A 24,655-nucleotide genomic window follows, 5' to 3' on the forward strand; every position below is an offset into this window, starting at 1 on the left:
TGAAGGAATTGGCGGTATCCGGTCATGACGTGACGTTCTCCGCCTTGCGTCGTTCGTCCTCGCGCAGCTCGATCTTCGACAGCTTGCCGACGGAGGTTCGCGGAAGCGCCTCGCGAATTTCGAGAGCCGCCGGCATTTCATGCTTGCCGATCTTGTCGGCCAGAAACGTCTGCAATTCATCCAGGGTGAAACCGGGAGCGCCATTCTTCAGTTTGACAAACACCTTGGCGGCCTCGCCGCGATAGGTGTCAGGAATGCCGATCACCAAGGCTTCCTCGACCTGCGGGTGCTCATAGACCGCCTGCTCGATCACCTGCGGATAAACATTGAAACCGCCGGAGATGATCATGTCCTTGCGGCGGTCGACGATGAAGAAGTAGCCGTCCTCATCCCGATAGCCGATGTCGCCGGTGAGAAAGCCGTCCGGGGTGAAGACCTCGGCCGTCTCCTTCGGCTTGTTCCAGTAGCCGCGGCTGACGTTGAGACCCCGGACGCGAAGCTCGCCGGTCTCGCGCACACCGAGCAGGCGGCGCGGCTCGTCGAGAGATACGATGTCGAGCTCAACCCCAGGCATGGGAATGCCGATGGAGCCCGGCTTCGGCGGTCCCTTGATCGGCAGGTTCGTGCCGGCGGGAGAGGTTTCCGTCATGCCCCAACCGCCGAGAAGCCGCTGCCCCGTCAGACGATGGAAACGCTCTCCGACCTCGACCGGCAGGGGCGCTCCTCCAGAGCTGCAATGGATCATGGAGGAGAAATCCCGGTTCTCGATCCCAGGATAATTGGCGAGTGCAATCCACATGGTGGGGACGCCGGGAAAGGCCGTTGCTCGCTTCACCTCGATGTCGCGCAGCGTCGTCTCGGGATCGAAGCGCAGGCGCAGCAGGATCTGGTTTCCGTTCCGGATCTGTCGCAGCAGGATCGTGGTCAGCGCGAAGATATGGAACAGCGGCAGGACGCAGATCACCCTCTGCTCGCCGGGTCGCGTGTTGAGCTGTGGGCCGAACCACGCCTCGTACATGGCAACCGCCGCCGTGAGATTGCTATGGGTGAGAATGGCACCTTTCGGCGTTCCCGTGGTGCCGCCGGTATATTGCAGCAGAGCGATGTGGTCCGGCGTGATCGCGGGCCATTGCGCAGGCGGCGCCGCATCGCGCGTGAAATCTTCGAAGGTGATCACGTCAGGCCGTTCGGGGATCGGCATCGTGGGCGCCGGGCATGGCCCCCACGCTGCATCCTCGCCGACGATCAGGCGATCCACATGGCCGGCATCAAGGAGCTTGAGCGCCATGGACAACATGCTGGCGAGGTTGGTCGTCACGAGAACGCGCGCGCCGCTGTCATGCAGCTTGTGCGCCAGTTCCCGTTCGGCATCGAGAGGGCTCAGGTGAGCGAGCCGGATTCCGGCCTTGGCCGCGCCGAAGAAAGCATAAGGATGATAAGGTGTGTTGGGCAGATAGAGTGCGACTGCTCCCGTGATATCGATTGAAGAGCGCAGGAGGGCGGCGGCGAAGGCATCGGCCTGACGGCCGATTTCCGTGTAGCTGATGGGCTGGTCGCGGTATTCGATGGCCGGTCTGTCACCATAGGCTGCCACCGCGTCATCGAGGAGTCTCGGCAGCGTGCTCGGCACGATGGGAGCATCCCAGCGGACGCCGGGTGGATAGGAGCGCTCCCAGGGAAAGGCCGTCCGGTTCATGCAGCGCCTGCTCCGTCCATGGTGACGACGATCTTGCCGAGAGCCTTGCGCGCGCTCAAGGCCGCGATGGCTTCGCCGGCGCGGGCCAGGGGTACGCGCTCGGAAATCACCGGCCTGATTTTCCCGTTCGCGTAGAGATCGAGAAGTTCTCTCAGATTGGCGGCGTTGGCCTTTGGATCACGTCTTGCGAAGGCGCCCCAGAATACGCCGACGATCTGGCAGGATTTCAGAAGCGGCAGGTTGAGCGGAAGCTTCGGGATGCCGGCCGGAAACCCCACCACGAGAAAGCGACCTTCCCAGGCGATGGTGCGAAGGGCGGCTTCCGAGTAATCGCCGCCCACGGGATCGTAGATCACGTCCGCGCCGTTCGGACCACAGGCCACCTTGAACTGCTCGGCCAGAGCCTTGACGCCATCCCGGTCGAAGGGACCGGGCGCATAGACGACGCTCTCGTCGGCACCATGCTGTTTCGCAAGAGCGGCCTTTTCATCCGAGGAAGCTGCGGCGATCACCTTCGCACCCATCGCCTTGCCGAGTTCCACGGCAGCAAGCCCCACGCCTCCGGCCGCGCCCAGCACCAGCAGGGTCTCGCCTGCCTTCAGCCCGGCCCGGTCCTTGAGGGCATGATAGGAGGTGCCATAAGTCATGACGAAGGCGGCCGCCTCGTCGAAGGGCATGGCGTCCGGCATCGGGATGCAGCGGTCGGCCGAGAGGGCCAGTTTCTCGGCCATGCCGCCCCAGCCGCAGGAGCCGATCACCCGGTCGCCGACTTTCAGGAAGGACACGCCCTCGCCCACCACCTCGACGATGCCGGAGACCTCGCTGCCCGGCGCGAAGGGGCGCTCGGGTTTGAACTGATAGCGATCCTCGATAATCAGTCCGTCAGGGTAGTTCACCCCACAGGCCTGGACGGCCAGCAGGACTTCGCCTGGACCCACGTTGGGCTCGGCCACGGATTCCAGCACGAGCGTCTCGGGGCCGCCCGATTGTTTGCTGAGTAAGGCCAGCATCCTTCGCTTCCTCCCCAGAAAGCGCGTGGTTGTTATGGAAAGTAGGGTATAGCCAGCTTTGTCAGATGCAAGCCGATTTTTCGAAAAAATTCACGTATGAGAATTTTGCGTATATTTTCAAAGGAATTTGGTCTGGACAAAAACATACCGGTTTTGTCATTAATAGCTTACGCTAAGATCAGAAGCCCTCGGCGCCGCCGGTGCCGGGTGGCTTGGAATGAAGGGGCTGCAATCGCCCCGGCGATCCAGGGAGGATCCCATAATGCGTGAAGCTGTCATCGTTTCCACGGCCCGCACCCCCATCGGCAAGGCTTATCGCGGCGCCTTCAACGACACCCAGGCGCAGGCCCTCGGCGGCCATGCCATTGCCGAAGCCGTGAAGCGCGCCGGGATCGATCCGGGCGAGATCGGCGACGTGGTGATGGGCGCGGCGCTTCAGCAGGGATCGACCGGATCGAACATCGCCCGGCAGGCGGCTCTGCGCGCGGGCCTGCCGACGAGCGTCGCCGGCATGAGCATGGACCGGCAATGCGCCTCGGGCCTCATGGCCATCGCGACGGCCGCCAAGGAAATCGTCGTCGACGGGATCGGCATCGCGGTGGGTGGCGGCCTCGAATCGATCTCCCTCGTTCAGAACGAGCACGCGAATCGCTACCGTGCCAAGGATCCCGCGCTCGTGGAGCAGATCCCAGCGCTTTACATGACCATGCTGGAAACCGCCGAAATCGTGGCCGACCGCTACGGAATCTCCCGTGAGGCGCAGGACGAATATGCTCTGCAGTCGCAGCAGCGCACGGCACAGGCTCAAGCTGAAGGGCGTTTTGCGGCCGAGATCGTTCCCATGACGACCCGCATGGTCGTGGTTGACAAGACCACCGGTGCCACCTCTCAGCGGGAGGTCACGCTTTCGCAGGACGAGGGCAACCGGCCGCAGACGCGGCTCGAAGACCTGCAGGCCCTGAACCCGGTCTTCAAGGATGGCCAGCGCGTGAAGGAGGGCCGCTTCATCACGGCGGGCAACGCCTCGCAATTGTCGGATGGCGCCTCGGCGGCCGTTCTGATGGAAGCGAAAGAGGCGGAGCGGCGCGGCCTGCAACCGCTCGGCGCCTATCGCGGCATGGCAGTGGCCGGATGCGATCCGGACGAGATGGGAATCGGGCCGGTTTTCGCCGTGCCGAAGCTGCTCAAGCAGCATGGGCTCACCATGGACGACATCGACATCTGGGAACTCAACGAGGCCTTCGCCTGCCAGGTGCTCTACTGCCGCGACCGGCTTGGCATTCCCAACGACAAGCTCAATGTGAGCGGCGGCGCCATCTCCATCGGCCATCCCTATGGCATGTCGGGCGCGCGCATGACCGGGCACATTCTCATCGAGGGCAAGCGCCGCGGTGCGAAATACGGTGTCGTCACCATGTGCGTGGGCGGTGGCATGGGGGCTGCCGGTCTCTTCGAGATCTACTAAGACACAGTTCAGACAAGCGCACCGAATCAGGGGAGGAAAGCAGCATGAGCAGCGCGGCCGAGACGAGTTCCGCAACCCGCATCAATCCGGTCGTCGAGTTGAGGCGCGACGGCGAGATCGCCGTGCTCGCCGTCAACTCCCCTCCCGTGAACGCGCTGTCCGCGCAGGTACGTGAAGGGATCGTGGAGGGCATCCGGCAAGCCGGCACTGACGCGAGCGTCAAGGCCGTGGTGCTTCATTGCGACGGCCGCACCTTCTTCGCCGGCGCCGACATCAGCGAGTTCGGCAAGCCGCCAAAGCAGCCGATGCTGCCCGAGGTCGTGGACTTCATCGAGGCCTCGTCGAAGCCGGTGGTCGCAGCCCTTCACGGCACGGCGCTCGGCGGAGGCCTGGAGACGGCGCTCGCCTGCCATTATCGCGTGGCCGTGCCCTCGGCGAAGTGCGGCTTTCCGGAAGTGAAGCTCGGGCTGCTGCCGGGCGCCGGCGGCACGCAGCGCTTGCCGCGTCTTGTGGGACCGGAGCGCGCGCTTGAGATGATCACCTCCGGCAGCCCGATCTCCGCGAAGGCCGCGAAGGAGATGGGCATTGTCGACGAAATCGTCGACGAGGGTAATCTTCTGGCGAGCGCCATCGCCTTCGCGCGCAAGGTAGTTGCTGAGAACCGGCCGCTGAAAAAGGTACGCGATCTCGACGATAAGATTGCTGCGGCGCGCGGCAAGCCGGAAATCTTTCAGGAATTCCGCAAGGCCAATGCCCGCAAGTTCCGCGGCTTCCAAGCGCCGGAATATAACATCCGCTGCATCGAGGCGGCCGTGAACCAGCCCTTCGATGAGGGCATCAAATTGGAACGCAAGTTGTTCCAAGAACTCGTGAGCGGCGAGCAATCGGCGGCCCAGCGCCATGTGTTCTTCGCCGAACGCCAGGTCTGGAAGATTCCGGATATCTCCGACGACACGCCCACCCTTCCCGTGAAGAAGGTCGGCGTCATCGGCGCCGGCACCATGGGCGGCGGCATCTCGATGAACTTCGCCAATGCAGGCCTGCCCGTCACCATCGTCGAGGCAAAGCCCGAGGCGTTGGAGCGGGGCCTCGGCGTCATCCGCCGCAATTACGAGAGCACGGCCAAGAAGGGCCGCATGAGCATGGAGGACGTGGAGCGCCGCATGGGCCTCCTCACCGGCAGCCTTAACATGGAGGATCTCGCCGATTGCGACCTCATCATCGAGGCCGTGTTCGAGAACATGGCGATCAAGAAGGAGATCTTCTCCAAGCTCGATGCCATCGCCAAGCCCGGCGCGATTCTCGCCAGCAACACGTCCTATCTCAACGTGAACGAGATCGCCGCGATGACGAAGCGGCCGGAACACGTGCTCGGCATGCACTTCTTCTCGCCGGCCAATGTCATGCGGCTGCTCGAGGTCGTGCGCGGCGAGAAAACTGACAAGCGGGTGATTGCCACCGCCATGCAGCTCGGCCGCCAGATCGGCAAGATCGCCGTGCTGGTGGGCGTCTGCCACGGCTTCGTCGGCAACCGCATGCTCGAGCCGCGCCAGCGCGAGGCCAACCGCCTGATCCTCGAGGGCGCGATGCCGTGGGATGTGGACCGTGTGCTCTACGAGTTCGGCTTCCCCATGGGCCCCTTCGCCATGGCGGATCTCGCCGGTCTCGACATCGGCTGGTCGCGCGAGACTTCGAAGGGCGAGACCGTACGCGAGATCCTGTGCGAGCAGGATCGCCGCGGTCAGAAGACCGGCGCCGGCTTCTACGATTACGACGAGAGCCGCAACGCCAAGCCGTCCAAGCTCGTGGAACAGATCATTCTCGATCTCTCGGCCAAGAAGGGCATCGCGCGGCGCACGATTTCCGATCAGGAGATCCTGGAGCGCTGCGTTTATACGATGATCAACGAGGGCGCGAAGATCCTGGAGGAGGGCATCGCCATCCGCTCCTCCGACATCGATATCGTGTGGATCAACGGCTATGGCTGGCCGATCTATCGCGGCGGTCCGATGTTCTATGGCGAGCAGGTGGGTTTGGGCAAAGTGCTCGACCGTCTGCGTGTGTATGAGGCGAAGCTCGGGCCCGAGTTCAAGCCCTCCGCTCTGCTGGAACGTCTCGTGGCTGAAGGCAAAGGTTTTCGCGATCTCTGATCAGGAGTTGCGCTAGCCATGAACGATACAGCTCCCAGCCCGCGGCGTCAGGCGCTGCTTGCATCGCTGGCCGGGGGGCGCCCAAGCGCACCGGATTGGTTCAGGCAGGCTCTGGCGGCTGCGCCGGAACGGAGCTTCACCGAGGTGGCAGGCGCCCGCATCGAGACGCTCACCTGGGGTGAGCGCGGTAAGCCCGGGCTCCTGTTCCTTCATGGGAACGGAGCCCATGCCGATTGGTGGAGCTTCATCGCCCCGTTCTTCTCGAACGAGTATCGCTGCACCGCCCTCTCCTGGTCGGGCATGGGCGGATCCGACCGGCGCGAGCGCTATTCCTTCGACATCTTCGTCGAGGAGGCGATGACGGTCGCTAAGGCGACGGGCTTGTTCGACGGCAGCGCCAAGCCAGTCTTCATCGGCCATTCCTTCGGGGGCTTTCCCATCATCCAGGCCGCCGCACGGCACGGGGAGCGCCTGGGCGGCGGGATCATCATCGACACGCCGATCTTCTCCCCCGAGCGGCGGCGCGAGCGCAAGGAGAAGGGGGCCGCCTGGGTGATGCGCCCCCATAAGATCTATCCGACGCTGGAGGATGCCTTGCAGCGCTTCCGGCTCGTGCCTGCCCAGCCCTGCGAGAACCTCTTCATCGCAGATTTCATTGCCCGAACCTCTCTGACGCAGGTCGAGACGCCCGAAGAATCCGGCTGGACCTGGCGCTTCGATCCGTATCTGTGGCGCGACTACGAATGGGAAGATCCGGCGCCGGCCCTGTCAGCTCCGCAATGCCCGCTCGCGGTTCTGCTGGGCGCCCGCTCCACGCTGATGCAGGCAGGAGACATCGCGCGGATGCGCAGCATCCTGCCGACTGGTACGCCGGTGATCGACATCCCGGAGGCCTACCACCACGTGCCGATTGATCAACCCCTCGCGCTGGTCGCAGCGCTTCGCGCCGTGCTGGCCGGCTGGGCCTCGGCCTCCGCCTCCGGCGAGAACACGCCGATGAACAACGGTCTGGCGTAGATATCTGCCGCCGATTCCCGCGTGACACCTGAAATCCAGCGCTCAAGCTCCACCGCCGCGTTGACGGCGCTGTCGACCACATGGGCGGCGACGAAAGGATCGAGCGGGCGGATCGAGCCATCCACCATGCCGTCGACTACGAAGCTGCCGAAGCGCTGGGCCAAGCGGTCCATGGTGCGCTTCGTCGGTCCCCTCAGGCCTTCAGGAAGGGCGCTGAAGGCAGAGATGCGCAGCAGCGGTCCCTGGTCGGAGAGCTGATAGCGGATCAGCTCGCTTGTTGCGGCGCAGAGACGATCCCAACCTGTCTCGCCATCCGCTTCTGCGGCCTGCTGTACCTGCCGCACCACCGCGAAAGTGCGCTCGAAGCAGGCGGTCACGAGATCGTCCTTGTTGTCGTTGTGGTGGTAGAACGACCCCTTGGTGACGTTCAGCCGGGCCGAGATCTTCTCCACGGAGGCGCCCCGATAACCCTGTTCGTTGATCAGGATGGTGGCCGAACGCAGGAATGCCTCGGGCGACACCTCCTCGACCGAGGGCCATGTCATCTGAGGCAGGACCGCGGGGCGCCACGCCGATTGCGGCGCGGCGAGCCCGTGAATGAGGATGTCGCCGATCCTGTCGGCCACGCGCCGGTAATCCTGAGGCTCGTAATGGTCGATCCAGTGACGGACACCGTGCATGACGGAGATCAGCAGATGGGCCCTGGCATTTTTCTGGGCGCGGCTTAAGGGCGGCGCGCCGTCGAGATCGTACAGGCTGCGCAGGTGTCGGAACATCTGGTTGTAGGTGTCGAACACCAGCTCCACATGCGGGCTGGTCAGCGACCGCATGTCGCTGAAGCTCATGAGCGGCGGCCGGTCTCCCGAGGCGCTCTCGGCCAGCCTCTCGCAATAAAGCCGCAGGATCGCCCGCAGGCGCTCCTGCGGTGTCTCCCGCTGCAGGGCGGTTGCGATGAGTTCGTCCAGCGCTTCGATGGAGCGCAGGAGGCAGGCCGTCGCCAGCTCCTCCTTCTTGCGGTAATAATAGGTGACGCTGTTGGTGATCAGCCCGACGCTCTGGGCCACATCGGCCAGGGTCGTCCCCTTCAATCCCTTTTGATTGAAGAGCTGCACGGCCCCATCGAGGATGGCCTGTCGCTTCTGCTCGTAGCGCTTGGTCTGGCGCGGAAGAGCGTTGGAGGTCGGCGTCATGGCAGTTTCGTGGCTCCTGGCCCGAGGGCAGGCCCAAGGCTGCCCATGGTTGAGCTCCTAGCACGAATCCGTGATCGGAGCGATGCCGCGCATGCAACAATTCGACTGTACCGGTTATTCTAAGAGGGAGTCGAGGGTGAATCCCAGGTCGCCGGAAATCGATGCAATTCTGCTTCCATGATCCGTTGACGAGGCCATGGTCTCGTGTCAGTCTCCTCCCACACACAGGACAGGGCCAATGAAGCCCAGCCGGCGGTGCGCCCCTGAAAAGGACCGTACCGTTCATTCGAGAGGAAACGATCCGAGGAGCCCGGTTCGTCCGGTTTGAGGGTCCGGTGGCGCAAGTCACAGGCTCTCAGTTCCTGCCCCAGCCAGGCAGGAAATCGCGGTCGAGCACGGGAGCCCGGAGCCCAGGAGGAGGACGCGGCTCCTTGAACATCTTTTTTCAGCAGGTTCTGAACGGGCTGACGCTCGGGAGCGTCTACGCGCTCGTGGCCCTCGGTCTCACGCTCGTCTACGGGATTCTTCACATCCCCAACTTCGCCCATGGCGCCCTGTACATGGTAGGGGCCTATGCGGCCTTCTATCTCGTGGGCTCGCTCGGTGCGAATTACTGGGTGGCCATGGCCGGAGCGGCGCTCATCGTGGCCCTTCTCGCGGTCCTGTCTGACCGCCTCATTTTCCACCGCCTGAGAAATGCGCCACCGCTGCATGACATGATCGCGGCAATCGGCCTTCTTCTGTTTCTGGAAGCCGGCATCCAGGCGATCTGGGGTGCGGAATTCCATCGCCTCGCGCCGCCTTATCCGCAGATCGTGCGCCTCTTCGATCTCGTGGCGCCCGCGCAGCGCCTGATCATCATCGCGGCGGCGTTCGGCCTGATGTTCGTGCTCCATCTCTTCCTCACGCGCACGCTCACCGGCTCCACGATCATCGCCATGGCGCAGAACCGGGAGGGAGCCTCCCTGGTCGGCATCGATGCCACGAAGGTTTCGGTTCTCACCTTCGCAATCTCCGGCGCCTTGGCGGCGGTGGCCGCGACGCTCTTTGCGCCGATCAACCTGATTTATCCGTCGATGGGCCATCTCGTGATCATGAAGGCCTTCGTGATCATCATCCTGGGCGGCATGGGCAGCATTCCGGGCGCTATCGTCGGCGGATTGGTGATCGGCTTCGCCGAGAGCTTCGGGGCCTTCTACGTCTCCACGAACTACAAAGACATCATCGCCTTCGCGCTGCTCGTCCTGATCCTGTCGTTCCGGCCTCAGGGCCTCTTTCCCAGCGGAGCCCGAGCATGACGTCGAAGACCTTGCAGAAGCCGCTTCTCGCCGTGCTGCTGGTGCTCGCCATCGTCTTTCCAATGGTTGCGGCAAACGACTACTACATCTACGTGATGTCGCTTGCCTACATCATGGCGATCGCCGCGGTGGGCCTGAACCTCATCCTGGGCTATACGGGCCAGCTCAACCTGGCACATGCGGGCTTCATGGCGATCGGCGCCTATACGGTGGGCATCCTGACCGTCGATTACGGGGTGCCCTACTGGATCGCCTTCGTTGTCGCCGGAGTCATAAGCGCGATTGTCGGTTTCTTCGCCGGCCTTCTCTCGCTGCGGCTGAAGGGGCACTTCTTCTCGATCTTCACCCTCTGCGTCGGCTTCATGATCTATCTCGTCATCGAGAAATGGGATGCGCTAACGCATGGAACGGTGGGCATCATCGACATTCCGGCGCCGACCGGGTTGGGCCCGATCCGGTTCGACAACACCTGGTCCCAGTACTACCTCGTGCTGTTCTTCCTCGTGGTGAGCCTGTGGCTGATGAGCCGGATCGTGCATTCGCTGCTCGGCCGCGCCTTTATTGCCATCCGCAACGGTGAGGACTTGGCCGAGACGCTTGGCATCAACCTGATGCGCACCAAGGTTCTCGCCTTCGTGCTCTCCACCTTTTACGCCGGCATGGCCGGTGCGCTCTATGCGGGCTTCGTACGCTTCATCGGCCCGGCCATGGCGCTGGAGAGCCACACCTTCGATATGATCGCCTTCATCCTCGTGGGTGGCATCGGCACCCTGTTCGGGCCGCTGCTCGGGGCGATCCTTCTCACATGGCTGACGCAGTCCCTGCAGTTCCTGCAGGATTTCCGGATGATCGTATTCGGCCCACTCCTGATCCTGCTGGTCATGTTCTTCCCGCAAGGGCTCATCGGCTATTGGCGCGAGAGGCAGGCACGGCGCGCCGCAGCCTCCATGCAGGACCGGCGCCTCCAGCGATCCGTGATCGGTCAGCAGCAGGAGGTCGGCACCAATGCTTGAGATCCAGGGGCTGACCAAGCGCTTCGGCGGCCTGACCGCCGTGCGTGACGTGACCACCACCTTTGAGAAGAACCGCATCAACGCGATCATCGGTCCGAACGGCGCCGGCAAGACCACGTTCTTCAATCTGGTGAGCGGCTACCACAAGCCGACCTCCGGGCGCATCATCTTCGGCGGGCAGGATGTGACGGGCCTCAGGCCCGATCAGGTCGCGAAGCTCGGCGTCGCGCGCACCTTCCAGTCGACCACCCTGTTCGACAAGGCGACGGTGCTCGACAACCTCATCGTCGGGCACCGGCTTCGCACCACATCCACCTTCTGGGACGTGGTGTTCAACACGAGCCGCCTGAAAGAGGACGAGCATCGCTGCCGCGCGAAGGCCGAGGAAGTGCTCGACTTTGTCGGCCTCTCGTCGGTAGCCCACCATTTAGCGGCGGACATCTCGCAGGAGGAGCGCAAGCGCGTCGCCTTTGCCCTGGCGCTCGCCACCGATCCGAAGATCGTGCTGCTCGACGAGCCCGCCGGTGGCGTCAACCCGGAGGAAACACTGGGGCTTGCCGAACTCATAAGGAAGATGATCCGCAAGGGCCTGACCGTGTGCCTGATCGAGCACAAGATGGACATGATCATGAGCCTTGCCGACAAGATCGTGGTGCTGGACCACGGCGAGATGATCGCCGAAGGGACGCCGGCGCAGATCCGGTCCGACCAGCGCGTCATTGAAGCCTATCTGGGAGCCGATTATGCTGCGGCTTGAGGGAGCACAGCTCAATTATGGCAGCTTCCGCGCGCTCGACGGAATCTCGATCCATGCGGAGCCCGGCGAACTCGTGGTGATGCTCGGCGCCAACGGCGCCGGCAAGAGCTCGCTGTTCCTGGCCATCAGCGGATTACGCAAGCTCAGCCGCGGCAATATCTGGTTCAAAGACCAGAACATCGCCGGGCGGAAACCCTCTCAGATCGTTCAATCGGGCGTGGTGCACTGCCCGGAGGGGCGCAAGCTCTTCCCCGAGATGTCGGTGCGCAAGAACCTGCTGCTCGGTGCCTATGTCCATCGTGGGGACAAGAAAGAATCCGAGAAGATCCTCGACCAAGTCTTCGAGATGTTCCCGATCCTGTACGAGAAGCGCCACGACATGGCGGGCTCCCTGAGCGGCGGCCAGCAGCAGATGGTGGCCATCGGCCGTGCCCTCATGGGGCGGCCGCAGGTCCTGCTTCTGGACGAACCGTCACTGGGCCTTGCGCCGCTGGTGGTCAAGCAGGTGCTCGGCGTCATCAAGGCGATCAACGACAAAGGCACCACAGTGCTGCTCGCGGAGCAGAACGCTTATGCGGCCCTGCAGATCGCCCACCGCGCCTACGTCATCGAGAGCGGCCGGATCGTTATGGAAGGCGACCGGGACACCCTGCTCAACGATGAGCGTGTTCGAAAAGCCTATATCGGCGCCTGATCCGGCGCCGGTTGTAGAAGCCTGCGAGCCCAAAAGGTTCGCCAACTAGAGAGACGGGAGCCGATCACGGTCGAACTCCCGCCCCATGAAGAAAGAACAAGAGGAGAGGAAAGCAAATGGCTCTTTGGAAACACCTGGTTCACACCGCAGGCGCAGTGACGCTTGCGGCGGGCTTCGCGTCCGTCGCCTCGGCTCAGGAGACGGTGAATATCGGCTATACCGGACCGCTCAGCGGTGGTGCTGCGCTCTACGGCAAGAACACCCTGGTCGGCCTCGAGATGGCCGCGAAGGAGATCAACGATGCCGGCGGCTTCGATGTCGGCGGCAAGAAGTACAAGTTCAACATCGTGGCGCTCGACGACAAGTACTCGCCCAGCGAAGCGGCCGTCAACGCCAAGCGCCTGAAGGCGCAGAACAATACCCCGATGGTCTTCACGCCGCATTCCGGCGGTGCCTTCGCCATTCAGGCCTTCAACGAGCAGGACAACTTCATCCTCGGCGCCTATACCAGCGTGCCGAACATGACGGAGCGCGGCAACAAGCTCACCTTGCGTATTCCGCCGTCCTTCGCAGGTTATGTACAGCCCTTCATTAGCGTTGAGATGAAGACCTTCGGCAAGAAGCTTGCCATGGCCGGCGGCGATCATGATTACGCCAAGGCCTGGGCCCAGCTCTTCGGTCCCGCCTGGACGAAGGCCGGCGGTCAGATCGTGGCCGAGAACCCGATGTCCTACAACAAGGACACGGACTTCTACAGCGGCGTGAGCCGTGTGCTGGCGGCAAGTCCCGACGTGCTGTTCATCGGCGGTGCTTCCGAGCCGACGGCTCTCGTTGCCAAGCAGGCGCGTGAGCTCGGCTTCAAGGGCGGCTTCGTCGTCATGGATCAGGCCAAGCTCGACGAGATGGCGGCCGTCACCGGCGGCATGGACATGCTCGAAGGTTCGGTCGGCGTTCTGCCGCTGATCTTTGACAAGCGTCCGGGCACGGAAGCCTTCATCGCGAAGTTCAAGAAGCTCTACGACCGCAACCCGGGCACGGAAGCCTCCTACCACTACTCGACCCTCAACGCCGTGGCAGAGGCCATGAAGCTCGCCGGATCCGTCTCCGACCCGAAGGCGATCCATGCCAAGCTCAGCGAAGCCTATGGCAAGCTGCCGCCGGAGAAGAATCCTGCGCGCATCACCAGCGTCGATGATCGCGGCGGCACCAACGCCAACATCGTTGTCGGCGTGGTCAAGAATGGCAAGGTCGAGACTGTCGAGGCGGCAAGCCTCGGCCAGTAAAAACCCTCGATGAACAGGGCCGGCCACAGAGCCGGCCCTGTTCCTTCCGCAAAGGGGCAGGCGTTCCACATGGATGCAATCCCATTCGAAAGCCGCGCCGCCGGCATCCGCGAGCGGGTAGCCCTGCAGGGCTTCATGCATCTTGTCGGAGCGCAGATCGACGAGCTGACCCCTGGTTTCGCGACAATCTCCGTGGCCCGTCGGGATGATTTGCTTCAGCAGCACGGCCTGTTTCATGGCGGCGTCACGGCTTTCCTGATCGATAACGGTACGACGATTGCGGCTGCGACCGCTCTGAAGCCCGGTCAGGGTGTCCTAACGGCCGAGTACAAGCTCAACCTGTTCTCGCCAGCCGATGGGGATCGGCTCATCTGCCGCTCGCGGGTGGTGAAGCCAGGCAGCCGCATGATCATTGTGGCGGCGGATGTGTTCACTGAAAAGGACGGGCGCGAGAAGCAGACGGCGGTGGCACTCGCCACCATCGCCGTCCTGGATCAGACCTCGATGCCGCCCCTGCGGCAGGCTGGACAAGTCGCAAGCGGCCGATAAATTCCTGACAATAAGCAAAAAACGGAGGGAAGAAACGATGCTGAAGGGAATGATGATGGATCGGCAGCTGTCGATCCCGGCAATCATCGATCTGGCGGCTGAGGTGCACGCCAATACCGAGATCGTCTCGGTCGCGACCGAAGGTGGCATCCATCGCACCACCTACAAGGATATTCATAGGCGCATCGCCCAACTGGCGCATGGCCTGCGCGCACTGGGGGTCAAGCCCGGCGACCGGGTCGCGACGCTCGCCTGGAATGGCTACCGGCATTTCGAGCTCTACTATGCCATCTCCGGCATCGGTGCAGTCTGCCACACCATCAATCCGCGCCTGTTTCCCGAGCAGCTCGTCTACATCATCAATCACGCGCAGGACACGGCTCTCTTCTTCGACATCACCTTCGCGCCTCTCGTCGCCGCCCTGCGGCCGAAGCTGCCCCAGAACATCACCTATGTGGCGATGACTGGACGCGAGACCATGCCGGCGCAGGATGGGCTCGACGGTCTCCAGTGCTATGAGGACCTGCTCACCGGGCAGCCCGATACCATCACTTGGCCAGACCTCGACGAGAACACCGCAGCGGCACTGAGCTACACCTCCGGCACCACCGGTGAGCCCAAGGGCGTGCTCTACTCGCACCGCTCGCAGGTGATCCACGCCATGACGTCGGTGATCGGCGCCTCGCGCTATTTTGGCATGGGGAAGAAAATCCTTCCCGTGGTGCCGCTCTTCCACGTCAATGCCTGGGCGCTGCCCTATTCTGCGCCTCTCTCCGGCACCGCGCTTATCTTTCCGGGCGCGAAGCTCGACGGCGCGAGTCTGTTCAACCTCATGGAGGCCGAGAAGGTCGACAGCAGCTGGGGCGTGCCGACTGTATGGCTCGGGCTTCTGCACGAGATGAAGCAGCGGGGGCGTAAGCCGGAGGGACTCGACTACGTGATCATCGGCGGATCGGCGGCGCCTCAGCCGATGATTGAGGCCTTCGAGCGCGATTACGGCATCTCTGTCTGCCACGGCTGGGGCATGACCGAGATGAGCCCCATCGGCACCTTCGGCATGCTGAGCCCGGAAATGGAGGAATTGCCCTTCGACGAGAAGATCGCCCTGAAGGTTCGCCAGGGGCGGCGTCTGTTCATGGTCGACATGAAGATCGTCGACGAGAATGGCAAGGAGCTGCCCAAGGATGGCATGGCTTTCGGCGAGCTCTGCGTGCGGGGCCCTTCGATTGCATCGGGTTATTACAACAACGAGGCCGCGACCGCTCAGGCGCTCGATGCGGAAGGCTGGTTCAAGACAGGCGATGTGGCCAAGATCACGCCGGATGGCTTCCTCCAGATCGTGGACCGCACCAAGGATCTGGTGAAGTCCGGCGGCGAGTGGATTTCCTCCATCGATCTCGAGAACGCGGCCCTGGGTGCGCCGGGGGTCGCCAACTGTGCCGTGCTCGCCATGCCGCATCCGCGCTGGGGCGAGCGGCCGTTGCTCGTCGTGGTGCCCAAATCGGATGCGAAGCCCGCGAAGGAGGACATTCTGGCCTATCTCGCCACCAAGGTGGCGACTTGGCAGGTGCCGGACGACGTGCTCTTCGTCGAAAGCATTCCGCTCACAGCCACAGGCAAGATTTCCAAGCTTGAGCTGCGCAAGCTCCTGAAGGACTACGTCCTTCCCACGGCCGCGTGAGCACCCGATGACTCAGGATTATCTCAGCTCCTTGTTCTCGGTCGCGGGCAAGACGGCGCTCGTGACCGGGGGCGCCACCGGAATCGGCCGCATGATCGCCGAAGCCCTCGTGCGGGCCGGCGCGCGGGTGCTGATCGCCTCGCGCAAGGGTGATGCCTGCGAGGCCGTGGCGCGGGAGCTGAATGCGCTCGATGCGCCCGGCACGGCGGAAGGCTTCGCTGGTGATGTGGGGTCTGAGGCCGGCGTGATGGCGCTGGTCTCCGAGGTGAAGGCGCGAACCTCGCACCTTAACATCCTCGTCAACAATGCGGGCAAGACCTGGGGCGAGCCGCTGGAGCACTTTCCGCACAAGGCCTGGGACGGCGTGTTCTCGGTCAATGTGGCGGGCCTCTTCACACTGACCCAGCAGCTGCTGCCCCTGATCGAGGCCGCAGCCAGCGACGACGATCCCGCCCGCATCGTTAATCTCGGCTCCGTGATGGGCGCCGCACCCATCGGCGACAATGCCTATTCCTATGCGGCGTCCAAGGCTGCCGTGCACCATCTCACGCGCATCCTGGCGAAGGAGTTCGCCCCGCGCCGGATCACCGTGAATGCCTTTGCGCCGGGGCCTTTCCAGAGCCGCATGACGGCCTTCGCCACAGGCGACGAGCACAAGCGCGCGTTGGTTGCCGCCAGCATCCCCTCCGGCCGCATCGGCCGGCCGGACGATATTGCGGGAGCGCTCCTGTTTCTCTGCGGCCGTGGCGGCGCCTACACGACCGGAGCGATCATCCCCCTCGACGGCGGCATCGGTGTGGAGACCGGGCACAGGATCTTCGGAGAGGCAGCTTTATGAACGTGCATGCGCCGCTGTCCGTTTCCATTGACGACCTGAAGAGCCGGATCGGTCAGGAACTCGGCGTCTCGTCCTGGAAGGTGATCGATCAGGACAGGATCGACCGCTTCGCAACTGTCACGGAAGATCTGCAGTTCATTCACGTGGACCCTGAGCGCGCCCTCGCGGAGACGCCCTTCGGCGGCACTATCGCGCACGGTTTTCTCACCCTGTCGCTCCTGTCCGCCATGGGGCAGGAGGCACTGCCGACGATCAGGAACCGGACCATGGGCATCAATTACGGCCTGGAGCGTGTCCGCTTTCTCTCGCCGGTGCCGGTGGGAGCCCGGGTGAGGGGGCGCTTCATCCTCTCCGAAGTGTCCATGCGCTCCGCCACGCAGGCTATGCTGCGCTATCAGGTGACCGTCGAAATCGAGGGTGCGGAGAAGCCGGCGCTTGCAGCCGAGTGGCTCACCCTCGCGGTGCTCGGGTGAGCGCCCATGACAGCGCAAGCGGCAGCCCATCTCGACACGGAGCGTCTCGGTCCCTATCTCGCAGCGCAGGTTCCGGGGTTCGGCCGGCTGGTCAGTGCGGAAAAATTCGCCGGCGGGCAGTCGAACCCGACCTTCCTGATCACGTCAACTGAAGGCCGGTTCGTGCTGCGGCGGAAGCCGTCCGGAGCGCTGCTGAAATCGGCCCATGCGGTCGATCGCGAATACCGGGTCATGGCGGCGCTTGCCCAAACCGATGTTCCGGTGCCGCGCGTCCTGCATCTGTGTGTGGATGAGACGATCATCGGCTCCATGTTCTTCGTGATGGATTACGTGGAGGGGCGCATCTTCTGGGACGGGAGGCTGCCGGAGCTCCAGCCTGCGGAACGCAGCGGGATCTACGATTCCATGAACGCGGCGCTGGCCGCCCTTCACCAAGTCGATCCCGCAGTCGTCGGTCTCGCCGATTACGGCAAGCCGGGGAGCTATTTCGAACGCCAGATCGCCCGATGGACAGGTCAGTACCGGGCATCGGAGACGCATCCGATCCCGGCCATGGACGAACTCATCGCATGGCTGGACGGCAACATGCCGGTGGATGACGGGCGGGTCAGTCTCGTCCACGGCGATTATCGCCTCGACAACATGATCTTCGAGTCGGCGGGAACGCGCATCCTGGCAGTGCTGGACTGGGAATTATCCACCCTGGGCCATCCTCTGGCCGATCTCGCCTACCAGTGCATGCAGTGGCGGCTGCCCTCGGAGGGCGCCTTCAGGGGGCTCGGCGGCATCGACCGGAAGGCCCATGGGATTCCGACGGAGGACGAGTACGTCGATCTCTATTGCCGGAGAACCGGCTTCGAGGTGGTCGGTCACTGGCCCTTCTACCTCGCCTTCAGCTTCTTTCGCCTCGCCGCGATCCTCCAGGGGGTGTACAAGCGCTCCCTCGATGGCAATGCCTCCAACCCGGAGCGCGCCCGGCGTATGGGTGAGGCCGTGCCCATGATGGCTGGAATGGCCCTGGAGGTCGTCGGCGCCCGCTGAGCGCGCAAATGCGCAGCAATATGATCTGGATCAAAGTACGGCCAGCCTGCCTGCGGGAGAATGGCTCCTCTGAAAAGGAGCAACACCGTGAATAAAGATCTCAAGCTTCCCCACGACGGACTGGTTATTGTCAGCGATGGTCGGAAGGCCCTCTTCATCAAGAACAAGGGTGATGATCTCTATCCGAACCTCCAGGTGGAGCGTGTTCTCGATGCGCCCGACAATCTGTCCACCCGCCATCAGGGTACGGACAAGCAGGGGCAGGCCGGATCGGCAGGCCATCGCAGCGCCATCGAGCAGACCGACTGGCACGATCTGGCCGAGCGCAAATTCGCCGGAGAGGTTGCTGATGCGGTCAATGCGGCCTGCTTGAATGGAACGGTGAAGCACATCGTCGTGGCTGCACCGCCTCGCACCTTGGCCGAATTGCGCCATCGCTTCTCGGATGTCGTGAAGCAGCGGATCCTGGCCGAGGTGAATAAGGATCTCACCAAGCACCCGGTCTATGAGATCGAGCGGCACTTGATGGCGAATGCCTAAGACCGATCCGATGCGGCGCTAAGCCGGCACATTGTATGCAGGAGAGGCGGTGTTCCAGCCTCTCCTCAGCGATCCCACTTGATGTTGAGCGCACTCGTCACGAGACGGTCGACAAGGACCGGCGCGTCGGCGGCCATGCGCTCGATGCCCGCCACGGCTTGGCGCGTCATGCGCCCGTTCAGGAACGCATAATCCATCACGATCGTGCTGATGAGCGCAATCGCGGTCTTGAAGGCGCGGGAGGCGAGATTCGACCAGAACATGAGGCCTCTCAAGGAAACTTTGTTCGCCTCATGCCCGAAACACGGGTGAGGATCAAGCTTTCGCCAGCATCCATTCGTGATCGGGATCGTTGTGGAACTTCCAGATCCGCTTCGGACCCGCCATTACGTTCAGATAGTAAAGCTCGTAGCCGTGCGGCGCGCCGACCGGATGGTAGCCCTTCGGCACCAGCACCACGTCTCCGTTAGCCGCCGCCAGGGTCTCGTCGAGGGAGCGGTTGTCCGTGTAGACCCGCTGCAGGGCAAAGCCCGAGGGAGGGTTCAGGCGATGGTAGTAGGTTTCCTCGAGCAGTGATTCGTGCGGCAGCATGTCCCGGTCGTGCTTGTGCGGCGGATAGCTCGACCAGTGGCCCGACGGCGTGATGACCTCGACGACCAGCAGGCTTTCCGCCGGTTCCGTTTCCGGCAGGATGTTGCGCACGTGGCGGGTGTTGGTGCCCTTGCCACGCGTTTCCTGACCGACCTGATCGGGACTGATGACGCGGGCCGGCAGCTTGCCTTCGGCAGGAGCCGTGCAGACGGCGATCTCGCAATCCGTCTCGGCCGTCAGCGACCACTCGGAGCGGGCCGGAGCATAGAGCGACCAAGGATCCGGCTCGAACGGCGAGGCGCGCCCGCCGATGGTGCCGAAATCCTGTCCCGCCGCGCTCACCCGTGCCTTGCCGGAGAGCAGCACGATGCAAGCCTCGCGGTCACCCGTCGCTTGCATCAGGCTCTGCCCGCCTTTCAGCCTGTAGACCTCGAACCCCACATAGGTCCAGCCGGCGGATTCGGGCGTGATGGCGTGGATGCGCCCGTTGCCATCGGGCTTCGACGGTTTGACGAGAAGCTTCGACATGACACCTCTTCCTTATCGCAGGCCGGCTTCCTTGAGGTACCGGGTGAGATTGGCATAGCCCATCTTGGCATAGGTGAGCGGATGCGCCTTCTTCGGATCCTGCTCCGCTTCGATCACCACCCAGCCGTTATAGCCCGGCAGCTCCCGGAACACGGAGACGAAGTCCACCATACCGTCACCAGGAACGGTGTAGACGCCTTCGATGACGGAATCGAGGAAGCTCCACCCTTCGGCGCGCGACTTCTCCATCACGGCTTTGCGCACGTCCTTGGTATGTACGTGGCTGATTCGGCTGCGATAGCGGTGGGCGAGCGCCGCCGGATCCGCGCCGCCCCAGGTGGCGTGTCCGGTATCGAGGAGGAGATGCACCGCCTCGCTCGTGGCATTCATGAAGGCATCGATATCGGCTTCCGATTCCACGATGGTGCCCATGTGGTGATGATAGACCACACGCACCCCTTCCTGCAGCGTACGCTCGGCAACTTCAGTGATGCGGCGGCCGAACTCGGCCCAGTCGCCGTCCTTCATCACTGGGCGCTGCGACAGGGGTTTGGAGCGGTCGCCATGGATGGCATTCGAGGTCTCGGCGAAGACGAGCACGTTCGAGCCCATGGCTTTCAGGAGGTCGAGATGCGGGCGCAGCGCCTCCATCTCCGCATCGGCATCGCGCTTCAACAGCTCGGCGGAGTACCAGCCCGACACGCAAGCCATGTTGAAGGGTGCAAGGGCCTTCTTCAAAGCCTCCGGCTGGCGCGGAAATTTGTTACCGAGCTCCATGCCCTCGAAGCCTGCTTCCTTGGCCTCGGCCAGGCAGACCTCCAGTGGGGTCTCGCCGCCGAGCTCGGGCATGTCGTCGTTGGACCAGCCGATAGGATTGGCCCCGATGCGGATCGTCATGTTCTTGTCCTTCTGTTGTGTCAGTCGCCCACCCGCTGTGCGGCGAGAGCTGTCTCATAGTCCTTGCGGGCGCTCTTTACCTGCTCGCGCACGGAAACCTCCGGCACCGCCACGTCCCACCAATGGCCGCCGGCATCGGTCGATGCGAGCGGATCGGTATCGATGACGATGACGGTGCTGTGCTCGGCGCTCCGGGCCTTCTTCAGCGCATCCTCCAGCTCGCCGATGCCCTTCACCTTCATGGCCTGTGCGCCAAGACTCGCGGCGTGGGCGGAAAAGTCGATGTCGGGCAGCGTCACGTGATTTGTATGCTGCAGGAGATTGTTGAAGCTCTCGCCGCCGGTGGCGCGCTGCAGGCGGTTGATGCAGCCATACCCGCGGTTGTCGAGCAGCACGATTGTGAGCTTTTGGCCCAACATGATGGAGGTGGCGAGTTCCGAATTCATCATCAGGTAGGAGCCGTCGCCCACCATCACGATCACCTCGCGGGAGGGATCGGCCATCTTCACGCCGAGCCCGCCGGCAATCTCGTAGCCCATACAGGAATAGCCGTATTCCATGTGGTAGCCCAGTGCGGTGCTCGCCTTCCAGAGCTTGTGCAACTCGCCCGGCAGACCGCCGGCTGCGCAGACCACCACGTCCGTCGCTTGCGAGGTGCGCTGCACGGCGCCGATCACCTGTGAGTCGGACGGCAGTTCCGCATTGGTCGGATTCGTGTAGCGGGCTGCAGTGTCGAACCAGCGTGCCTTCTCCTCGCGTGCTTTTGCCGTCCAAGCCTCCGGCGCCTTCCAATTGTCGAGCGCACGGCTTAGCTCCTCAAGGCCGACACGCGCGTCAGCGATGAGTGGGAGTGCGTTGTGCTTGGTCGCGTCAAAGGTTTGAACGTTGAGACCGACGATCCGGCGATGAGGGTTCTTGAACAGGGCCCAGGAGCCGGTGGTGAAGTCCTGCAGGCGCGTGCCGACCGCAATCACCACATCGGAATCTTCGGCCAGCGTATTGGCAGCCCCTGTGCCCGTGACGCCCACCGCCCCGAGATTGGCCTGATGGTCATGGGCTAAGCTCGACTTGCCGGCCTGCGTTTCGCCGACGGAGAGACCATGCTTCTCGGCGAAATCCGCCAGCGCCTTCTCTGCACCGGAATAGAGCACTCCGCCGCCAGCCACGATGAAGGGCTTCTTGGCGCTGCGGATGAGTTCAGCGGCCTTGGCAAGCTCTGCCTCGTCGGGACGGATGCGGCGTGGCGTCCAGATCTTTTTTGCGAAGAAGCTCTCAGGATAATCGTAAGCTTCGGCCTGCGTATCCTGGCAGAGCGCCAGGGTTACTGGACCGCACTCGGCTGGGTCCGTGAGCACGGTCATGGCGCGCTGGAGCGCGGGGATGATCTGTTCAGGGCGTGTGATGCGGTCGAAATAGCGCGAGACCGGCTTGAAGCAGTCATTGGCCGAGATCGTGCCGTCGGAGAAGCTCTCGATCTGCTGCAGCACCGGATCGGGCCTGCGGTTGGCGAAGACGTCGCCGGGGAGGAGGAGCACCGGCAGGCGGTTTACATGCGCGACAGCGGCGGCCGTCACCATGTTGGTGGCACCAGGGCCGATGGAGGTGGTGCAGGCCATCATGCGGCGGCGGCGCGACGCCTTGGCGAAGGCAATCGCCGCGTGAGCCATGCCCTGCTCGTTGTGGGCGCGGAAGGTGGGAAGCGTCTCACGAGCCCCATGCAGCGCCTCGCCCATGCCAGCCACGTTGCCGTGGCCGAAGATGGCCCAGACTCCGCCGAAAAGCGGCATCACCTGTCCGTCGATCTCCGTCTTCTGTGCCGTCAGGAAGCGGGCGATGGCTTGCGCCATGGTCAGGCGGATCGTGCTCATGGGTTTTCCTCTCGAATGGCGCCGACCTTGGACGAGGGGCGCAGCCTTCTCAAGCTGATCTTCAGGCTAACAACTCTGTCGAACTCATGCCGCCTTCGCGCGGCCGGATGCCCGCTGCCACGCATCGACGAGACGCTGGAACCGTGCGGCCATGTCGCTGACAGCGACCTCGTCCGTGATCTCGCCCTTCAGCCAGCGCCGCGCAGCATCATTGAAGATCGTGCGGCCTACCGCAAAGCCCTTCACCTGCGGCTCCCGGGCAGCAGCCGTGAAGGCCGCCTCCAGCTCGTTCTCCGGCGCTTCGAGGCCGAGCAGCACGATCCCGCGGCAATAGAGATCATTCTGGGTGATCACGTGACCGATGGCATGCCAAGCGGCCTCGTCTCGCTGCGGTTCGAGCTTCCACCAATCGGGCTTGATGCCGAGATCGTAGAGGCGCTGCAGAATGCCGGCGACTGTGTCGGTCTTCAGCTCCCCATGCTTGCCGGCGATGATCTCGACCAGCAACTCGCGGCCGATGCGGCGCGCGGCGTCATGGAGGCGCAGCAGATCGCGCTCCTGCCGCTCTTTCATCTCTGGCGGATCGTCCGGATGGTAGAAGCACAGGCACTTGATGGTGTGCCCGACCGGCCATTCCACGAGCTTGGCGCCGAGCGAGCCGCCGCCCTCGAAATCGAGCGGGCGTGAGCCGGGCAGCTCGACCGGACGACCGATCCAGAATGGATGATCGGCGGCGCGGAACAGGGCTTCGCGACCATAGATGCCGTCGATCAGCATGCCGAAGCCTTCACGGCCATTCGCCACCCGTGCCGCAGCCTCGACGGCGAGCACCTTGAAGTCCGGGATGCGCTCCACCGGCGCGCCGATCTCCTTCGCCATCGCTTCCAGCTGCATGCGGTGGTCGATGGCGAGCGCCATGAGGGTGTCGGACTGAGGTCGGCGCGTGGTCGCCCAGTGAATGTGGTTGATGTCTTCGTCGAAGCGCAGGGCCTTGTGCCGGCTGCCGGCTTTCAGGAAGTGCTGCAGCTCGGCGAAGGTCGGAATCTCGGGCGAACAGAGCAGACGCGAGACAGCGAAGGCGCCGCTCGCGTTAGCATAGGCGCAGCAGGTCTCGATCGGCTCGGCCTTGAGCCACCCGCGCAGGAAGCCGGACAGGAAAGCATCGCCGGCGCCGAGCACGTTGTAGACCTCGACCGGGAAGCCGGGGCCCTTCACGCCAGCGTCCAGCGAGTCCGGAATGGCGTCGGGAAATACCACGCAGCCCATCGGCCCGCGCTTGCACACGATGGTGGCTGTCGAGATCGCCCGGATGGCGCGGATCGCCTCCAGCGTATCCTCAGATCCGCCGGCGATGTGCAGTTCCTCCTCCGTGCCGACGATGAGGTCGCAATCGGCCAGGATCGGCTTCAGATGCTCCGTCACCGCGTCGGAGCGCACGTAGCGCGACTCACCCGCGCCATGGCCGAGAAGGCCCCAGAGATTGGGGCGGTAATCCACGTCGAACACAACCTTGCGGCCATGGGCTTTGGCGATGCGAATGGCCTTCTTCTGCGCGGCGGCGGTGGTCTCGCGTGAAAAATGCGTGCCCGTGACCACGATGGAAGCGGCGGAGGCGATGAAGCCCTCGTCGATATCGTCCTCGGTCAGCGCCATGTCGGCGCAGTTGTCGCGGTAGAAGATCAGCGGAAAGGAGTCTTCGTCCCGCACGCCGAGGATCACCAGGGCTGTCAGACGCTGCTTGTCGGTGATGATGCCTTGCGTGGAAACGCCCTCGCGCTCCATCTGCTCGCGGATGAAGCGGCCCATGGCTTCGTCACCGACGCGGGTGACGAGACCTGATTTGAGTCCGAGCCGCGCCGTTCCGATGGCAATGTTCGCAGGACATCCGCCGACCGCCTTGGAGAAGGAGGCCATGTCCTCCAGCCGTCCACCCACCTGCTGGCCATAAAGATCGACAGAGGAGCGGCCGATGGTGATGACATCGAGGGCTGGCTTCATGCTATTTTTCCCGCTCCCGGTTTTCACGAACCGTGTGAGAGCCGCGTGCGGCCCTTGCAGTTATAGAACGTTTATTCT

Annotated in this window: 22 protein-coding genes; 14 read left to right on the forward strand and 8 right to left on the reverse strand. The window is 63.6% G+C overall.

Annotated elements, in window-relative coordinates:
* Window positions 1–22: 22 nt before the first annotated feature.
* On the reverse strand, window positions 23–1,696 hold the full coding sequence (gene pimA / locus FHR70_RS16210) for a dicarboxylate--CoA ligase PimA (RefSeq protein ID WP_183452012.1): 1,674 nt from the start codon (window positions 1,694–1,696) through the stop codon (window positions 23–25).
* On the reverse strand, window positions 1,693–2,706 hold the full coding sequence (locus FHR70_RS16215) for an NADPH:quinone oxidoreductase family protein (RefSeq protein ID WP_183452014.1): 1,014 nt from the start codon (window positions 2,704–2,706) through the stop codon (window positions 1,693–1,695). The genes pimA and FHR70_RS16215 overlap by 4 nt, the downstream gene beginning before the upstream one ends.
* A gap of 262 nt (window positions 2,707–2,968) precedes the next feature.
* On the opposite strand from FHR70_RS16215, the gene FHR70_RS16220 reads away from it, so the two are divergent.
* The 3 genes from FHR70_RS16220 (at window position 2,969) to FHR70_RS16230 (ending at window position 7,338) form a co-directional block, all read left to right on the forward strand.
* Window positions 2,969–4,171 carry an acetyl-CoA C-acyltransferase gene (locus FHR70_RS16220; protein WP_183452016.1) on the forward strand — a complete coding sequence of 401 codons (1,203 nt, stop codon included), beginning with the start codon at window positions 2,969–2,971 and terminating at the stop codon, window positions 4,169–4,171.
* 80 nt (window positions 4,172–4,251) lie between these two features.
* On the forward strand, window positions 4,252–6,321 hold the full coding sequence (locus tag FHR70_RS16225; protein WP_343058840.1) for a 3-hydroxyacyl-CoA dehydrogenase NAD-binding domain-containing protein: 2,070 nt from the start codon (window positions 4,252–4,254) through the stop codon (window positions 6,319–6,321).
* An 18-nt stretch (window positions 6,322–6,339) separates the two neighbouring features.
* Complete coding sequence (locus FHR70_RS16230; protein WP_183452020.1) at window positions 6,340–7,338, forward strand: alpha/beta fold hydrolase; 999 nt, start codon at window positions 6,340–6,342, stop codon at window positions 7,336–7,338.
* Here FHR70_RS16230 and FHR70_RS16235 read toward each other — a convergent pair.
* Window positions 7,236–8,528: a TetR/AcrR family transcriptional regulator gene (locus FHR70_RS16235; RefSeq protein WP_183452022.1), complete on the reverse strand. Its 1,293-nt coding sequence runs from the start codon at window positions 8,526–8,528 to the stop codon at window positions 7,236–7,238. The two genes, FHR70_RS16230 and FHR70_RS16235, sit on opposite strands and share 103 nt — an antisense overlap.
* A gap of 431 nt (window positions 8,529–8,959) precedes the next feature.
* On the opposite strand from FHR70_RS16235, the gene FHR70_RS16240 reads away from it, so the two are divergent.
* From FHR70_RS16240 to FHR70_RS16290, 11 genes are all read left to right on the forward strand, one after another.
* The gene (locus FHR70_RS16240; protein ID WP_183452024.1) at window positions 8,960–9,826 is read left to right on the forward strand and encodes a branched-chain amino acid ABC transporter permease; all 867 of its coding nucleotides are present in this window, start codon (window positions 8,960–8,962) and stop codon (window positions 9,824–9,826) included.
* A complete protein-coding gene (locus FHR70_RS16245; protein ID WP_183452026.1) occupies window positions 9,823–10,839 on the forward strand; it encodes a branched-chain amino acid ABC transporter permease in 1,017 nt (338 codons plus the stop codon). Before FHR70_RS16240 ends, FHR70_RS16245 begins: the two co-directional genes overlap by 4 nt.
* Entirely contained in the window at window positions 10,832–11,596 is a 765-nt protein-coding gene (locus FHR70_RS16250) for an ABC transporter ATP-binding protein (protein ID WP_183452028.1), read from the forward strand. Before FHR70_RS16245 ends, FHR70_RS16250 begins: the two co-directional genes overlap by 8 nt.
* Window positions 11,583–12,290: an ABC transporter ATP-binding protein gene (locus FHR70_RS16255; RefSeq protein ID WP_183452030.1), complete on the forward strand. Its 708-nt coding sequence runs from the start codon at window positions 11,583–11,585 to the stop codon at window positions 12,288–12,290. Before FHR70_RS16250 ends, FHR70_RS16255 begins: the two co-directional genes overlap by 14 nt.
* Before the next feature lie 116 nt (window positions 12,291–12,406).
* On the forward strand, window positions 12,407–13,573 hold the full coding sequence (locus tag FHR70_RS16260; protein ID WP_183452032.1) for an ABC transporter substrate-binding protein: 1,167 nt from the start codon (window positions 12,407–12,409) through the stop codon (window positions 13,571–13,573).
* 69 nt (window positions 13,574–13,642) lie between these two features.
* Window positions 13,643–14,122: a PaaI family thioesterase gene (locus tag FHR70_RS16265; RefSeq protein WP_183452034.1), complete on the forward strand. Its 480-nt coding sequence runs from the start codon at window positions 13,643–13,645 to the stop codon at window positions 14,120–14,122.
* A 40-nt stretch (window positions 14,123–14,162) separates the two neighbouring features.
* Window positions 14,163–15,803: a long-chain-fatty-acid--CoA ligase gene (locus FHR70_RS16270; protein WP_183452500.1), complete on the forward strand. Its 1,641-nt coding sequence runs from the start codon at window positions 14,163–14,165 to the stop codon at window positions 15,801–15,803.
* 7 nt (window positions 15,804–15,810) lie between these two features.
* Window positions 15,811–16,641: an SDR family oxidoreductase gene (locus tag FHR70_RS16275; protein WP_183452036.1), complete on the forward strand. Its 831-nt coding sequence runs from the start codon at window positions 15,811–15,813 to the stop codon at window positions 16,639–16,641.
* On the forward strand, window positions 16,638–17,114 hold the full coding sequence (locus FHR70_RS16280; RefSeq protein ID WP_183452038.1) for a MaoC family dehydratase: 477 nt from the start codon (window positions 16,638–16,640) through the stop codon (window positions 17,112–17,114). Before FHR70_RS16275 ends, FHR70_RS16280 begins: the two co-directional genes overlap by 4 nt.
* Before the next feature lie 6 nt (window positions 17,115–17,120).
* Window positions 17,121–18,155, forward strand: a complete 1,035-nt coding sequence (locus FHR70_RS16285; RefSeq protein WP_183452040.1) for a phosphotransferase family protein — start codon at window positions 17,121–17,123, stop codon at window positions 18,153–18,155.
* Window positions 18,156–18,242: 87 nt separating this feature from the next.
* Complete coding sequence (locus tag FHR70_RS16290; protein WP_343058831.1) at window positions 18,243–18,695, forward strand: host attachment protein; 453 nt, start codon at window positions 18,243–18,245, stop codon at window positions 18,693–18,695.
* 65 nt (window positions 18,696–18,760) lie between these two features.
* On the opposite strand, the gene FHR70_RS16295 is transcribed toward FHR70_RS16290, so the two are convergent.
* The 5 genes from FHR70_RS16295 to FHR70_RS16315 all read right to left on the reverse strand — a co-directional run bounded on the left by FHR70_RS16295 (window position 18,761) and on the right by FHR70_RS16315 (window position 24,577).
* Window positions 18,761–18,958 carry a hypothetical protein gene (locus FHR70_RS16295; protein WP_183452044.1) on the reverse strand — a complete coding sequence of 66 codons (198 nt, stop codon included), beginning with the start codon at window positions 18,956–18,958 and terminating at the stop codon, window positions 18,761–18,763.
* 52 nt (window positions 18,959–19,010) lie between these two features.
* Window positions 19,011–19,814, reverse strand: a complete 804-nt coding sequence (gene iolB, locus FHR70_RS16300; RefSeq protein WP_183452046.1) for a 5-deoxy-glucuronate isomerase — start codon at window positions 19,812–19,814, stop codon at window positions 19,011–19,013.
* A gap of 12 nt (window positions 19,815–19,826) precedes the next feature.
* Complete coding sequence (iolE, locus tag FHR70_RS16305; RefSeq protein ID WP_183452048.1) at window positions 19,827–20,711, reverse strand: myo-inosose-2 dehydratase; 885 nt, start codon at window positions 20,709–20,711, stop codon at window positions 19,827–19,829.
* Window positions 20,712–20,731: 20 nt separating this feature from the next.
* Complete coding sequence (iolD, locus tag FHR70_RS16310) at window positions 20,732–22,579, reverse strand: 3D-(3,5/4)-trihydroxycyclohexane-1,2-dione acylhydrolase (decyclizing) (RefSeq protein ID WP_183452050.1); 1,848 nt, start codon at window positions 22,577–22,579, stop codon at window positions 20,732–20,734.
* Between the two features lie 84 nt (window positions 22,580–22,663).
* A complete protein-coding gene (locus FHR70_RS16315) occupies window positions 22,664–24,577 on the reverse strand; it encodes a bifunctional 5-dehydro-2-deoxygluconokinase/5-dehydro-2-deoxyphosphogluconate aldolase (RefSeq protein ID WP_183452052.1) in 1,914 nt (637 codons plus the stop codon).
* Window positions 24,578–24,655: the final 78 nt, after the last annotated feature.

The sequence above is a fragment of the Microvirga lupini genome, from assembly GCF_014191055.1.
GTDB classification, from domain to species: domain Bacteria; phylum Pseudomonadota; class Alphaproteobacteria; order Rhizobiales; family Beijerinckiaceae; genus Microvirga; species Microvirga lupini_A.